14 protein-coding genes are annotated in these 14,676 nt (G+C 64.0%); 11 read left to right on the forward strand and 3 right to left on the reverse strand.

From position 1 onward, the window contains the following. Positions 1–3: 3 nt before the first annotated feature. The 3 genes from ACFMBG_RS15695 to preA all read left to right on the forward strand — a co-directional run bounded on the left by ACFMBG_RS15695 (position 4) and on the right by preA (position 3,493). Positions 4–642 (forward strand): cupin domain-containing protein, encoded by a 639-nt coding sequence (locus ACFMBG_RS15695; protein ID WP_421055637.1) that lies wholly within the window; start codon positions 4–6, stop codon positions 640–642. A gap of 159 nt (positions 643–801) precedes the next feature. Beyond that, complete coding sequence (locus ACFMBG_RS15700; RefSeq protein WP_421055638.1) at positions 802–2,136, forward strand: NAD(P)-dependent oxidoreductase; 1,335 nt, start codon at positions 802–804, stop codon at positions 2,134–2,136. 52 nt (positions 2,137–2,188) lie between these two features. After that, entirely contained in the window at positions 2,189–3,493 is a 1,305-nt protein-coding gene (gene preA, locus ACFMBG_RS15705) for an NAD-dependent dihydropyrimidine dehydrogenase subunit PreA (RefSeq protein WP_421055639.1), read from the forward strand. Positions 3,494–3,583: 90 nt separating this feature from the next. On the opposite strand, the gene ACFMBG_RS15710 is transcribed toward preA, so the two are convergent. Further along, positions 3,584–4,198 (reverse strand): TetR family transcriptional regulator C-terminal domain-containing protein, encoded by a 615-nt coding sequence (locus ACFMBG_RS15710; RefSeq protein WP_421055640.1) that lies wholly within the window; start codon positions 4,196–4,198, stop codon positions 3,584–3,586. A 269-nt stretch (positions 4,199–4,467) separates the two neighbouring features. Between ACFMBG_RS15710 and ACFMBG_RS15715 the strand changes: the two genes are divergently transcribed. From ACFMBG_RS15715 to ACFMBG_RS15750, 8 genes are all read left to right on the forward strand, one after another. Next, positions 4,468–5,718 carry a Zn-dependent hydrolase gene (locus ACFMBG_RS15715; RefSeq protein WP_421055641.1) on the forward strand — a complete coding sequence of 417 codons (1,251 nt, stop codon included), beginning with the start codon at positions 4,468–4,470 and terminating at the stop codon, positions 5,716–5,718. A gap of 131 nt (positions 5,719–5,849) precedes the next feature. Then, a complete protein-coding gene (gene hydA, locus ACFMBG_RS15720) occupies positions 5,850–7,304 on the forward strand; it encodes a dihydropyrimidinase (RefSeq protein WP_421055642.1) in 1,455 nt (484 codons plus the stop codon). Between the two features lie 60 nt (positions 7,305–7,364). Further along, positions 7,365–8,204, forward strand: coding sequence for an ABC transporter ATP-binding protein (locus ACFMBG_RS15725; protein WP_421055643.1), 840 nt, complete (start codon positions 7,365–7,367; stop codon positions 8,202–8,204). Between the two features lie 101 nt (positions 8,205–8,305). Further along, positions 8,306–8,563 carry a hypothetical protein gene (locus ACFMBG_RS15730; protein ID WP_421055644.1) on the forward strand — a complete coding sequence of 86 codons (258 nt, stop codon included), beginning with the start codon at positions 8,306–8,308 and terminating at the stop codon, positions 8,561–8,563. Continuing rightward, positions 8,560–9,477, forward strand: a complete 918-nt coding sequence (locus ACFMBG_RS15735) for an ABC transporter permease (RefSeq protein WP_421055645.1) — start codon at positions 8,560–8,562, stop codon at positions 9,475–9,477. Before ACFMBG_RS15730 ends, ACFMBG_RS15735 begins: the two co-directional genes overlap by 4 nt. 85 nt (positions 9,478–9,562) lie before the next feature. Further along, positions 9,563–10,408: an ABC transporter permease gene (locus ACFMBG_RS15740; protein ID WP_421055646.1), complete on the forward strand. Its 846-nt coding sequence runs from the start codon at positions 9,563–9,565 to the stop codon at positions 10,406–10,408. Positions 10,409–10,557: 149 nt separating this feature from the next. Next, a complete protein-coding gene (locus tag ACFMBG_RS15745; protein WP_421055647.1) occupies positions 10,558–11,544 on the forward strand; it encodes an ABC transporter substrate-binding protein in 987 nt (328 codons plus the stop codon). Positions 11,545–11,840: 296 nt separating this feature from the next. Continuing rightward, positions 11,841–12,659: an ATP-binding protein gene (locus ACFMBG_RS15750; protein WP_421055648.1), complete on the forward strand. Its 819-nt coding sequence runs from the start codon at positions 11,841–11,843 to the stop codon at positions 12,657–12,659. Positions 12,660–12,690: 31 nt separating this feature from the next. On the opposite strand, the gene ACFMBG_RS15755 is transcribed toward ACFMBG_RS15750, so the two are convergent. Together ACFMBG_RS15755 and ACFMBG_RS15760 are read right to left on the reverse strand one after the other, a co-directional pair. Next, the gene (locus ACFMBG_RS15755) at positions 12,691–13,191 is read right to left on the reverse strand and encodes a flavin reductase family protein (RefSeq protein ID WP_421055649.1); all 501 of its coding nucleotides are present in this window, start codon (positions 13,189–13,191) and stop codon (positions 12,691–12,693) included. A gap of 74 nt (positions 13,192–13,265) precedes the next feature. Continuing rightward, entirely contained in the window at positions 13,266–14,675 is a 1,410-nt protein-coding gene (locus tag ACFMBG_RS15760) for a 3'-5' exonuclease (protein ID WP_421055650.1), read from the reverse strand. Position 14,676: the final 1 nt, after the last annotated feature.

The raw sequence follows: 14,676 nt of genomic DNA on the forward strand, positions 1-14,676 counted from the left end.
GACATGCGTATCAATGCCGACTTCACCAAACGCGCCGCGGTACACTTCGAGGACACCCCCTGGGTGCCCAGCCCGGCACCGGGGGTAGAGCGCAAAATGCTCGACCGCATCGGCGAGGAAGTTGCCCGCGCCACCACCATCGTCCGCTTTGCGCCGGGGTCCGCCTTTGACCCGCACGTGCACGACGGCGGCGAGGAGTTCCTGGTGCTGGACGGCGTGTTCCAGGACGAGCACGGCGATTTTCCCGCAGGCTCCTATGTCCGCAACCCGCCCACCACCAGCCACACGCCCGCCGCGGCAGAGGGCGCGGTGATCCTGGTCAAGCTGCACCAGTTCGACCCTGCGGACCGGACCGAGATTAAAACCCGCACCGATGACGGCGCCGCGCAGCAGCAGCTGTTTCAGGATGCGGTCGAGACGGTGACGCTGCAGACCTGGGCCGCCAATCAGGCGGTCAGCCTGCAGGCGCCCGGCGGGCTGGAGGTCTTTGTGGTGGCCGGCAGCTACAGCGAAAGCGGTGAGGAATTCACCCGCTGGGACTGGCTGCGCCTGCCGCCCGGCAGCCGGTTTGACGCCAAAACCGGCCCGGATGGCGCCAAGGTCTGGATGAAAAGCGGTCATCTTGCGCAAATGACCGCTTAATAGGCATCGGCTGTTTTCACCCTGAAATCAGCTTCTTGCAGGCCGCTCCTTCTTGGGGCGGCACTTTTTTTACTGGTCATCAAAATTTGTCCAGTTGATAAAAAATCAGACTGTGGCACTCTGATGGATAAGAAGAACAGAAAATCAGGGAGACACCCAATGGCGACCAGCCATCAGGCATCCGGCATTCAGGCAGCGCGGCTTGACGCTGCCGGGATCGCTGAGAATTTCTCGGACTTGCACCCGCCCTATGACGCACATGAGGCCGCCGTGGCAGCCGACCGCTGCTACTTCTGCTATGACGCGCCCTGCATGACGGCCTGTCCGACCAGCATCGACATTCCCCAGTTCATCCGGGAGATCCAGGCAGGCCACCCCGAGAGCGCGGCCCGCACCATCTTGGAGCAGAACATCCTGGGCGGCATGTGCGCCCGGGTCTGCCCGACCGAAACCCTGTGTGAAGAGGTCTGCGTGCGGGAGACTGCCGAGGGCAAGCCGGTCGAGATCGGCCGCCTGCAGCGCTATGCCACCGACACGCTGATGGAGAAGGGGGAGCATCCCTTCACCCGCGCCGCCGCCACCGGCAAGAAGGTGGCTGTTGTCGGTGCGGGTCCCGCGGGCCTTTCTGCGGCGCACCGGCTGGCGATGCTGGGTCACGACGTCGTGGTCTATGACGCCAAATCCAAGGCGGGCGGTCTCAACGAATTCGGGATTGCCGCCTACAAGACCACCAATGATTTTGCGCAGCGCGAGGTTGGGTGGCTGCTGCAGATCGGCGGCATCACCATGGATTACGGCAAGAAGCTCGGCGCGGAGCTGTCGCTCGACGCCCTGAAAGAGGCTTATGACGCGGTGTTCCTCTCCATCGGCCTGGCCGGGGTCAATGCCCTGCGCGCGCCGGGCGAGGATATGGACGGCGTCCGCGACGCGGTTGAGTTCATCGCCGAGCTGCGCCAGGCCGATGATCTGACCACGCTGCCGGTGGGCCGCAATGTGGTGGTGATCGGCGGCGGCATGACCGCGGTGGATGCCGCTGTGCAGTCCAAGCTCCTGGGCGCCGAAAACGTCACCATCGCCTACCGCCGCAGCCGCGAGGAAATGGGCGCCAGCCGGTTCGAGCAGGATCTGGCGGCTTCCAAGGGCGTCAAGCTGATGTTCAACGTGATGCCGGTTGCGGTGCACGGCAGCAGTGCGGCAGCCGAGATCGAATTGGAGTATACTGAGGTCGCGGACGGCAAGGTCTCCGGCACCGGCGAGACCGTGCGGCTGGCCGCGGACCAGGTGTTCAAGGCGATTGGCCAGACGCTGGAAGGCCAGCCGGACGCGCTGGCGCTGGAGGGCCGCAAGATCAAGGTGGACGCCAGCGGGCGCACCTCCGTGGCCGGGGTCTGGGCCGGGGGCGACTGCGCCTCGGGCGGCGAGGACCTCACCGTGACCGCCGTGGCCGAGGGCCGCGACGCTGCAATGGACATTCACTCCAGCCTGATGGGCTGAGCCAGTCAGGAACGGGAAACCGTTCCGAGCTAGCCTTAAGAGGAGAGATCAAATGGCTGATCTGACAACAGAATTTCTGGGGATCAAATCCCCCAACCCGTTCTGGCTGGCCTCCGCGCCGCCAACCGACAAGGAATACAACGTCCGCCGCGCATTCGAGGCCGGCTGGGGCGGTGTGGTCTGGAAGACGCTGGGCGCCGAAGGCCCGCCGGTGGTCAATGTGAACGGCCCGCGCTATGGCGCGATCTGGGGTGCCGACCGCCGCCTGCTGGGCCTGAACAACATCGAGCTGATCACCGACCGGCCGCTGCAGACCAACCTGGAGGAAATCACCCGGGTCAAGAAGGACTACCCGGACCGTGCCGTGATCGTCTCGATCATGGTGCCCTGCGAGGAGCAGGCCTGGAAAGACATCCTGCCGCAGGTCGAGGCCACCGGCGCCGACGGGATCGAGCTGAACTTCGGCTGCCCGCACGGCATGGCCGAGCGCGGCATGGGATCCGCGGTGGGGCAGGTGCCGGAATACATCCAGATGGTCACCGAGTGGTGCAAGAAATACTACTCCAAGCCGGTGATCGTGAAGCTGACTCCAAACATCACCGACATCCGCCACCCGGCCCGCGCCGCCCATGCGGGCAATGCCGATGCGGTCAGTCTGATCAACACCATCAACTCGATCACCTCGGTGGACCTGGACAACATGGCGCCGGAGCCGACCATCGGCGGCAAGGGCACCCATGGCGGCTATTGCGGCCCGGCGGTGAAGCCGATTGCGCTGAACATGGTCGCCGAAATCGCCCGCGACCCGCAGACACAGGGTCTGCCGATCTCCGCCATCGGCGGCGTCACCACCTGGCGCGACGCGGCAGAGTTCATGGCGATGGGTGCGGGCAACGTGCAGGTGTGCACCGCGGCGATGACCTATGGCTTCAACGTGGTGAAGGAGATGATCTCGGGACTCTCGAACTGGATGGACGAGAAGGGCTACACCTCCACTCAGGACTTCATCGGCATGGCGGTTCCGAATGTGACCGACTGGCAGTACCTGGACCTGAACTATGTGACCAAGGCCAAGATAAATCAGGACGATTGCATCAAATGCGGCCGCTGCTACGCAGCCTGCGAGGACACCTCGCACCAGGCGATCGCGATGAGCGAGGACCGGGTGTTCACCGTCAAGGACGACGAATGCGTCGCCTGCAACCTCTGTGTGAACGTCTGTCCGGTCGAGGGCTGCATCACCATGGAGGAAGTGCCCGCAGGCCAGATCGACGAGCGCACCGGCGAGGTGGTCTCCGGCGAATACGCCAACTGGACCACGCATCCGAACAACCCGTCGGCAGCGGCCGCGGAGTGAACTGAAACGCACCCCAAAGGGCGTGTGCCTCCGGCGGGGGTATTTGGAGCAAGAGGAAAGGGCGGTCCAAACGGGCCGCCTTTTGTTGCGTCAGCTTTTGGGCGTAAGCATCCGCCGGTACAGGGTTTCCAGATACTCAGGTGCCGCGTCGAACGGGTCTTCCTCGCCCATCAGCGTGCGCACCTGAGCGTCGAAATCCGCGTAATGCTGGGTCAGCGACCAGATCGAAAACAGCAGGTGCTTGGGATGCGCCCGGTTGATCCGGCCGGCATCCATCCAGCCTTGCAGGAGCTGCGCCTTTTCCTCCACCAGCACGTTCAGATCCCCTGCGATCACGTCCTGCAGCCGCGGTGCCCCTTGCACGATCTCATTGGCATAAAGCCGGCTTTCCCGCGGGAAATCGCGGCTCATCTGCAGCTTGCGCCGCACATAGGCGAGGATCTCCTCAAGCGGTTCGCCCTCCGGGTTCAGGCTGCGCAGCGGGTCCAGCCAGGTGTCCAGCAGCCCCGTCATCAGCTCGTTGAAGATCGCTTCCTTGGAGGGGAAGTAATAGAGCAGGTTCGGTTTCGACAGCCCGGCCGCCTTGGCGATCTGGTCCACGGTCGAGCCGCGGAAGCCGTGGCTGGAAAACACGTCCAGCGCCGCTTCCAGGATGGCAGCGCGATTCTTTTTCTGAATGCGGGTGGGCGCGCGGTCTGCGGGCATGGTCGTCCTTGTCTGGTTCTGCCGCCTGTGGCCGGCGAAAGCACGGATTTTAACCTGTTTCCGGCAAAGAGGCCGTTTTTTGCAAGGGTCCTGCGGCAATTTCTTGACTGGTGGTGAACCCGTGATAGCGTGAGTTTGACCAGTTGGTCAAATCAATGTCCGGATTGCGAACAGCCCGGCTTGGTAAAAGACCAGCACTCGAAGCCACCTAACACGGCGTCAAGCCGGGGCAAGCCTGCAAAGACGGGCGCACAGGGAAGGAAGCTGAGATGACGTCGCTTGGACAGAATCTGAAAATCAATGGCGACAGGCTGTGGGACAGCCTGATGGAGATGGCCAAGATCGGCCCCGGTGTCGCGGGCGGCAACAACCGCCAGACGCTGACGGATGAGGATGGCGAAGGCCGTGCCCTGTTCCGGAAATGGTGCGAGGAGGCAGGCTGTACCATGGGGCTCGACCAGATGGGCAACATGTTTGCCCGCCGCGAGGGCACTGACCCGGACGCTCTGCCGGTCTATGTCGGCTCGCATCTGGATACCCAGCCGACCGGCGGCAAATACGACGGGGTGCTGGGCGTGCTCGGCGGGCTGGAACTGATCCGCTCTCTCAATGATATGAATATCAGGACCAAACATCCGATTGTTGTCACCAACTTCACCAATGAGGAAGGCACCCGTTTTGCGCCCGCGATGCTGTCGTCGGGCGTCTTTGCGGGCATCCATACCCAGGACTGGGCCTATGACCGGGAAGATGCGGAAGGCAAGAAATTCGGCGATGAACTGAAGCGCATCGGCTGGCGCGGCGAGGAAGAGACCGGCGCCCGCAAGATGCATGCTTTCTTTGAGCTGCACATCGAGCAGGGGCCGATCCTGGAGGCCGAGGGCAAGGATATCGGCGTCGTGACCCACGGCCAGGGCCTTAGCTGGACTCAGGTAACCATCACCGGCAAGGACGCCCATACCGGCTCCACCCCGATGCCGATGCGCCGTAATGCAGGCCTGGCGATGGCGCGCATTCTGGAGGAGGTGGACGCAATCGCCTGGAGCCATGCACCCCATGCGGTCGGGGCAGCGGGCCATATCGACGTCTACCCGAACTCGCGCAACGTGATCCCGGGCAAGGTGGTCTTCACCGTCGATTTCCGCAGTCCGGAGCTGGACGTGATCACCGACATGGAAAACCGCCTGCGCGAGAAGGGCACCCAGATTGCCGAGGCGATGGGGGTGGAGATCGCATTCGAGAAGGTGGGCGGCTTTGACCCGGTGGATTTTGACGCGGGCTGCGTGACCGCAGTGCGCAATGCGGCGGATCGGCTGGGCTATTCGCATCTGGATATCATCTCGGGTGCGGGCCACGATGCCTGCTGGATCAACCGGGTGGCGCCGACCGCCATGGTGATGTGCCCTTGCGTCGACGGCCTCAGCCACAATGAGGCCGAGGAGATCAGCAAGGAATGGGCCGAGGCCGGTGCCAATGTGCTGTTCCACGCGGTGGTTGAGACAGCGGAGATCGTTGAGTAGGGGGCGCTGCCCCCGCGGCCCCTCGGGCCGCTCCCCCGGAGTACTTCGGGAAAGATGAAATAAGCTGCGCCAGACAGCGGAAGAGATAAGTGGAGGCGCCAAAATGCGCCCCGATTCAGGGAGTTATAACCATGAGTAAAGTCATCAGAAACGGCACCATCGTGACCGCCGATCTGACCTACAAAGCTGATGTGCTGATCGAAAACGGGGTGATCACCCAGATCGGCCCGAACCTGAAAGGCGACAAGGAGCTGGACGCCACCGGCTGTTACGTGATGCCGGGCGGGATCGACCCGCATACCCACCTGGAGATGCCCTTCATGGGCACCTACAGCTCGGACGATTTCGAAAGCGGCACCCGCGCCGGGCTGGCGGGCGGCACCACCATGGTGGTGGATTTCGCGCTGCCCAATCCGGGCGAGAGCCTGCTGGACGCGCTGAAGCGCTGGGACAACAAATCGACCCGCGCCAACTGCGATTACTCCTTCCACATGGCGGTGACCTGGTGGGGCGAGCAGGTGTTTGATGACATCAAGACCGTTATCCAGGAGCGCGGCATCAACACCTTCAAGCACTTCATGGCCTACAAGGGCGCGCTGATGGTGAATGATGACGAGCTTTATGCGTCGTTCAAGCGCCTTTCGGAACTGGGCGGCATCGCGCTGGTCCATGCCGAGAATGGCGATGTGGTGGCGGAGCTGCAGGCTAAGCTGCTGGCTGAGGGCAACACCGGCCCCGAAGCCCACGCCTATTCCCGGCCGCCGCAGGTGGAGGGCGAGGCGACCAACCGCGCGATCATGATCGCCGATATGGCGGGTGTGCCGCTGTATGTGGTGCATACCTCCTGCGAGGACAGCCACGAGGCCATCCGCCGCGCCCGGATGCAGGGCAAGCGGGTCTGGGGCGAGCCGCTGATCCAGCATCTGACTCTGGATGAGAGCGAGTATTTCAACAAGGACTGGGACCACGCCGCCCGCCGGGTGATGTCGCCGCCGTTCCGCAACAAGCAGCATCAGGACAGCCTGTGGGCCGGTCTGCAGTCGGGCTCCTTGTCCGTCGTGGCGACGGACCACTGTGCCTTTACCACTGAGCAGAAACGCACGGGTGTTGGGGATTTCACCAAGATCCCGAACGGCACTGGCGGCCTGGAAGACCGGATGCCGATGCTGTGGACCCACGGTGTCGAAACCGGCCGCCTGACCCCGAACGAGTTTGTTGCGGTTACGTCAACAAACATCGCCAAGATCCTGAATTGTTACCCGAAAAAGGGCGCACTCCTGGTTGGCGCCGACGCCGACCTGGTGGTCTGGGACCCGGAGAAGCGCAAGACGATTTCGGCGGATACCCAGCAGTCCTCGATCGACTACAACGTGTTCGAGGGGCATGAGGTGAAGGGCCTGCCGCGCTTTACCCTGACCCGCGGCCATGTGGCGGTGCACGATGGCGAGATCAAGTGCCAGGAGGGCCACGGCAAGTTCGTCGCCCGGGAGGCCAACACCACGGTGAACAAGGCGCTGTCGACCTGGAAAGAGCTGACGGCGCCGCGCCCGGTGGAGCGCACCGGCATCCCGGCAACAGGCGTGTAAATCAGGAGCGGGCTGCCGGTATCGGCGGCCCGTTTTCCTGTGTGAAATCAAGGCGAAGATATGAATATGGAACCGACCACCCAGGCAATCCGTCCCGAGGCCGCCGCGTCCGCACCAGCCCCTGCTGACTGCGTGATCGAGGCCAGGAACCTGGACCTGACATTCCAGACCAACGACGGGCCGGTGCATGCGCTGAAGGATGTGAGCCTGGAGATCAACAAGGGCGACTTTGTCTCCTTCATCGGGCCTTCGGGCTGCGGCAAGACCACCTTTCTGCGCTGTATCGCAGCGCTGGAAACACCCACCGGCGGCAGCCTGAGCGTGAACGGCATGACCCCGGACGAGGCGCGGCGCAACCGGGCCTATGGCTATGTGTTTCAGGCGGCGGGGCTGTACCCGTGGCGGACCATCTCCAAGAACATCAAGCTGCCGCTGGAGATCATGGGATATTCCAAGTCGGAGCAGGAAAAGCGCGTTAACCAAGTATTGGAACTTGTTGAATTGTCAGGCTTTGGCGGCAAATTCCCCTGGCAGCTGTCGGGCGGGATGCAGCAACGGGCCTCCATTGCTCGGGCGCTGGCGTTTGATGCCGATATCCTGCTGATGGACGAACCCTTCGGCGCGCTGGACGAGATCGTGCGTGACCATCTGAACGAGCAGCTGCTGAAGCTGTGGGCGCGGACCAACAAGACCATCGGCTTTGTTACCCACTCGATTCCGGAGGCAGTGTATCTGTCCACCAAGATCGTGGTGATGTCGCCGCGGCCCGGCCGGATCCATGACGTGATCGACAGCACGCTGCCCAAGGAACGGCCGCTGGATATCCGCGACAGCCCGGAGTTCATCGAGATCGCCCACCGGGTGCGCGAGGGTCTGCGGGCGGGGCATGGCGATGACTGAATTCGCCAGAACGACCCGCCGGAATTGGGGGGTGACCTGCGTGCACCCCCTGTACACCCCCTGTGCACCGATCGGCTGCCGGATAGGGGAGCCAGTTACAGATGGATGAGAAAAATCAAAAGGCGCCGGGGAGTGATCCTCAGAGTTTGGCGGGATCGGCGACGGTGCGGAGGCTGTCCGGAAAGAGAACTGGGGTGAAATTCAACTCCATAATGGGCGCCGTGTGGATTGCGCTGGGAGTGGCGACTGTTTTTGTCGGGAACAAGACGCACGCGCTTTTGCAAATCGGTCTTGGAGTTGTTCATCTGATAATTGCGGCTTTCAAGTTTGTTGCTGGGCGGAAGGAGGCGCAGCGATGAAAAGCCTTGTTGCTGTCCTCACCGTTGTCGCCGCGATCATCGCCCTTTGGTATGCGGCCTGCGTGCCGATGAACATCAAGGGGGTATTGGATTCCGCCGAGCGGGCAGGGGCTGAAGTCACTCCCGCGACTGCCAAAGAGCGCCGGGACATGAGCGAGATCGTCTTGGTTGCGAAGAACACATTTGCCGTCAATGACACCTGGGTGCAGGAGCGCCCGCGGCTGCCGGCACCGCATCAGGTGGCGGTGGAGCTGTGGGAGACCACGGTGGAGAAGAAGATCACCTCCAAGCGCAGCCTGATCTATCATGGGCAGGTGACGCTGAGCGCCACTTTACTGGGCTTTGCCATTGGCACCGGGCTGGGCATTCTGCTGGCAGTGGGTATCGTGCACAGCCGGGTGATGGATATGTCGGTGATGCCCTGGGCGATTGTCAGCCAGACCATCCCGATCATCGCGCTGGCGCCGATGATCATCGTGGTGCTCTATTCCATCGGGGTGCAGGGGATTATCCCGAAGGCGGTGATCTCGGCCTATCTCAGCTTCTTCCCGGTGGTTGTCGGCATGGTGAAGGGCCTGCGCGCGCCGGATGCGATGCAGCTGGATCTGTTGAAGACCTACAATGCCAATACCTCGCAAGGGTTCTGGAAGCTGCGGCTGCCGTCCTCGATGCCTTACCTGTTTGCCTCGCTGAAGATCGGCATTGCGGCGTCCCTGGTGGGGGCCATCGTGGGCGAGCTGCCGACCGGCGCGGTTGCGGGCCTTGGCGCGCGATTGCTGGCAGGCAGCTATTACGGGCAGACCGTGCAGATCTGGTCGGCGCTGTTTGCGGCCGCGATCCTGGCGGCGGCGCTGGTGGCCTTGCTGGGCCTGATCGAGAAGGTTGTCTTGAGCCGGATGGGGGTGCGGGCATGATGGATGTTTGGAGGGAGGGCTCTGCCCTCGCCGCTGTGCGGCTCACCCGGGATATTTTTGGCCAGAAGAACAAGGGGATCAAGTCATGGTGATGGTAGTCCTTGCCGTTCTTGTCTGGTGTCTGGGGTGGTGGCTGAACAGCCGGCTGGCGAACAGCCCGGCGTCGAAAACCCGGGCGGTGCAGCTGCTGGTGCCGGCCATCTTCGGCATCACCGTGCTGCTGGTCTGGGAGCTGCTGGTGCGGGGGCTGGAGGTGTCGCTGGTGATCCTGCCTGCGCCGTCGGTGATTGCGGAGCGGTTCATGGCGAGCCTTCCCATTCTGTGGGCGGATTTTGCCCAGACCATCCTGAAGGGCGCGCTTGGCGGCTATGTGATCGGCTGCGGCGCGGCCTTCCTGACCGCGATCCTGGTGGACCGCAGCGATTTCCTGCGCCGCGGGCTCTTGCCGGTGGGGAACTTCGTCGCCGCGCTGCCGATTGTCGGCACCGCGCCGATCCTGGTGATGTGGTTCGGCTTTGACTGGCAGTCCAAGGCCGCCGTGGTCGTGGTCATGGTGTTCTTTCCGATGCTGGTGAACACCGTGGCGGGGCTGCGCGAGACCTCGGCCATGCAGCGCGATTTGATGCAGACCTACGCCGCGACCTACTGGCAGAGCTTCTTCAAGCTGCGCTTGCCGGCGGCGCTGCCGTTTGTGTTCAACGGGCTCAAGATCTCCACCACCCTGGCGCTGATCGGCGCGATCGTGGCGGAGTTCTTTGGCTCGCCCACCGTCGGCATGGGCTTCCGCATTTCCACCAGTGTCGGCCAGCTGGCGCTGGACATGGTCTGGGCCGAGATCGTGGTGGCGGCGCTGGCGGGATCGGCCTTTTACGGGCTGGTGGCGCTGGTCGAGAAGAGCTTCACCTTCTGGCACCCGTCGCAGCGGGGCTGACAGGAAGACGCCGTCCCGCCAGGTGCGGGGCGGCTTTGCCGGAAATTTGCGCGGGGCGCTCGCAAGGGCTGGGCTCATAAAGAAAAAACTTTGAACGAATGGTCAAACCCGGGCAAGCTTCACATCATAATCAATAGGGAGAACGAGACATGAAACATATTCTGACTGCGGCGGCTTTGGCGCTGGGGGCAACCGGAGCGGCGCAGGCGGCGGATGACGTGACGCTGCAGCTGAAATGGGTGACCCAGGCGCAGTTCGCGGGCTACTACGTGGCGCTGGACAAGGGGTTCTATGAGGAAGAGGACCTGAATGTCACCATCCTGCCGGGCGGCCCGGATATTGCGCCGACCCAGGTGATCGCCGGCGGCGGTGCCGATGTGACGGTGGAATGGATGCCCGCGGCGCTGGCGGCCCGCGAGAAGGGTTTGCCGCTGGTCAATATCGCGCAGCCGTTCAAATCCTCCGGCATGATGCTGACCTGCTGGAAGGACACCGGCATTGCCGAGCCTGCCGATCTGGCTGACCGGACGCTGGGCGTGTGGTTCTTCGGCAATGAGTTCCCCTTCATGAGCTGGATGAGCCAGCTGGGCATCTCCACCGAAGGCAAGGGCGAGAGCGGCGTGGAAGTGCTGAAGCAGGGCTTCAACGTCGATCCGCTGCTGCAGCGCCAGGCGGACTGCATCTCGACCATGACCTACAATGAATACTGGCAGGTCATCGACGCAGGGGTGTCGCCGGATGAGCTTATCACCTTCAAGTATGAGGATCAGGGCGTCGCGACGCTGGAGGATGGTCTTTATGTGCTGGAGGAGAACCTCGGGAACCCTGAGTTCGCCGCCAAGATGGAGCGCTTTGTGCGGGCCTCGATGAAGGGCTGGAAATATGCTGAGGAGAACCCGGACGAAGCGGCGGAGATCGTGCTCGACAACGATGCCTCCGGCGCCCAGACCGAGACCCACCAGAAGCGGATGATGGGCGAGATTGCCAAGCTGACCGCAGGCAGCAACGGCGCGCTGGATCCGGCGGATTACGAGCGGACTGTGTCGACGCTGATGGGCGGCGGGTCCGATCCGGTGATCACCAAGGAGCCGGAAGGCGCCTGGACCCATGCGATCACCGATGCGGCGCTGAAATAAGCCGCTTTCCTGGCTGACAGGAAAAGCCCAGGCCCGCCGGATTTCTGGTCCGGCGGGCCGTTTTGCTTTGCAAGAATTTTGTAAAACTTTCGGTAATTCCGCCGGGAGGGTGAATTACACGCTATGAGGGAGTAATTTTGTGTTAACCTCTCCACATGGGAGAGGTTCACGCTCATATCCCTCAGGGGCAGAGGCCAGACGGAAACCCGCCGCAATATGTTTGTTTCTGCCGGCGGCCCGATGCCCCCTTATGCAATGCGCGGCATGCCCCGCGCGAGCGGTCTGCGCTGCTGGATGTGGCCCGCAGGAGCTGTGAACTGCCGCTGATTTCGTTGTGCGGGGCGGCGCACCGGCGCAAGCACGAAACCGGCCGCGCCCAGGTCCTGATCCTGTATGAGGCGGAGCCGGCCTCGCTGGCAGCGGCGGAGCCGCAGCAGCAGGCAGAGGGCGCCGCGGACGTGATTCCGGTTCTGGTCTGCTGCCTGGAGAAAATCGGCCATGCGGACCTGCTGCATGCGCTGGCCTGCGGCTTTGACGTCATCCACCTGCAGGCCTGTCCCGGTTCTGCCGGCCGCGCGCATCAGCAGCAGCAGGTGGAACTGGCGCATGTTCTGGGCGGGCTGGGCCGGATCCTGCTGTTCGAGGATCCCGGCACCCTGGCGCGGCGGCTGGAGGCGGGGATCTTTCCGTTTCCCTCGGTGGCGCCCGACGTGCTGGCGGTGGGCAACCGCAGCGATACCGCGCGGGCCAGTGCCGCGGCGCTGCTGCCGGCCAGGTCCGGCAATATCGCGCTGCCGGAGCAGGCCCCCTACGGTTCGGTCAGCCTGAACGAAGGCCGCTGTACCCATTGCAGCAGCTGCGTCTGGGTCTGCCCCTCGGATGCGCTGAGCCTGACGGAGAACGGCGGCGCGCTGAGCTTTGTGGAATCCTTGTGCTTTCAGTGCGGCCTGTGCGTGTCGATCTGCCCGCAGCGGGCGCTGCGCATGGAACCCGGCATGGATCTGACCGCGTCAGCGGTTTTGCCGCATCTGCTGTCGGGTCAGGAAGATCAGGCGGCGGACGGCAGCGCGGGGGAGCGGCGCACCGGTGTGCCGCCGAGTCAGCCCGCGGGGTAGCTGAGCCTGCCTGGTGCCGGCCAGGCGGCGCTCAGCTTTGTTCCAGGAAACCGCCGTACTGGCCGCGCTTGAAGATCAGCCCCTTGCCGGGCCGGGTGGTCACGCTGGCCACCTCGCCGATGACGATGGTGTGGTCGCCTGCCGGATGGGCGGCAAAGCGGCGGCAGTCGAAACGGGCAATCACCCCCTCCAGCGCCGGTGCGCCTTGCACGTTGGGCTGCCATGCGGCGGCAGCGAAGTCCTCGCCGTTGGCCGCAAAATGCTTGGCCAGGCCCAGCTGGTCCTCTGCCATCACGTGAATGGCGAAATGCTCTGCCGCGACAAAGGCGTCATGGCGCAGCGAGGCCTTGGCCGGGCACCACAGCAGAAGCGGCGGCTCCAGTGAGACGGAGGTGAAGCTGTTGACGGTGATCGCCAGCGGGCCGCGCGGGGTTTGGGTGGTGACAACCGTCACCCCGGTGCCGAAGCAGCCAAGCGCATCGCGGTAAGCCCGGGCGGTGTCCGGCCCGGGGATAAAGCTGGTGTCGGCCATGTCGCGCGCCTTTTGTTCGTTCCGGGCAGTGACCTGCCACGCACAGGGCCGATTGTCTACCCTAGGTTCTGACCCTAATTCATGTCCTCGATGAGGCGGCCGTGCTTGCGGGTCTCCTCCAGAACGGCGCCAAAGGTGGTGAGACCGCGGGCCTCCAGCATCGGCAGCATCTTGCAGAACACTTCGGCGGTGGCGCGCGCGTCGCCCATGGCGGTGTGGCGCAGGGCAGGCGGGATGGTCACCTCCAGCCGCTCGCACAGCGCATCCAGCGTGTGGTTCTGGGAGGCGCCGAACAGCACCGCGCTCAGCAGCACGGTGTCCAGGACCGGCTGGTCCCAGGTAACGCCTGTGCGTTTGGCGTGGCGGTGCAGGAAGGCCATGTCGAAAGGCGCGTTATGGGCCACGATCACCGCGTCGGAGGCAAAGCGGTGGAAGTCGCGCGCGGCATTCGCGATACCCGGGCGGCCCCGCACCATGACATCGGTGATGCCATGCACCCTGGTGGAGGCGGCCGGAATGGGGCAGCCCGGGTTCACCAGGGTCTCAAAGGCTTCGCTTTCGATGATCCGCCCGCGCACCACCCGCAGGGCGCCGATCTGAACGATCTCGTCCTTGTGCGGCAACAGGCCGGTGGTTTCGGTGTCGAACACCACATAGCTGAGTTTCGAGAGCTTGCGGCTGTCCAGTTCCGCGTGCTCGGTGTCGAGCAGGGCAAAGTCATAGACCAGCGGCCGAGCCTCCTCGGGGGCGAGGTCCGCATGGCTGCCTTCGAACAGGATAATATAGCCGGGCGCACCGCCAAGCGGCTTGAGGCGCAGATCGAACACCTGGCTGCCCCTGGCGCTTTTCACCTCGGCTTCAACCTCCAGGCCGGTGCGCACCAGCCGGCCATAGGCGGCCTCCAGCCCGGTCAGGTCCAGGTAATCGGACAGCGGCGCATTGAGCCGCGGCGGCGCCTCCTCGGCCAGCACCGCGGCGGCTTGGCCATCGTATAGGACGATCTGATGGGTGGGGCTGGCCATCACGGTGGCGATCGGAATGTCGGTGAGCAGGGCGGCGAGGCGGGTTTTCTCCGACTCCAGATGCTCGGTCTCGCGGGCGATGGCCTCCGCCGCGGACAGGGCAGAGGCGCCCAGCTGGCCCGCCAGCCCCTCGGCAGCGGCGGCCAGGTCTCCCAGGTAGCGGGCGCCATGGGTGTCCAGCTCCTTGTTCACCCCGGCGTGCGCCCGGGCGCGCATCCCCGCCGCCAGCCGCTCGATCGGCTTGGCGACGTTTTCGTCGAACAGCAGCCAGACCCCGGCGCAGAGCCCGAGCATGGCAAAGCTGCTGAGCAGGCCGGAGAAGATGAAGGCATCAGTCAGCCCGGGCTGGGCCGCGCGGTTGTAGCCGAGCCACAGCGCGCCGCCGGTGACGGCGATGCCGCCCAGCGCCAGCAGGCAGAAGAACAGGAAAATGCGGAGCCGCAGCGAAAGCCGTGTGTGCATG

This window comes from Leisingera coralii (genome assembly GCF_049056525.1).
GTDB lineage: Bacteria > Pseudomonadota > Alphaproteobacteria > Rhodobacterales > Rhodobacteraceae > Leisingera > Leisingera coralii.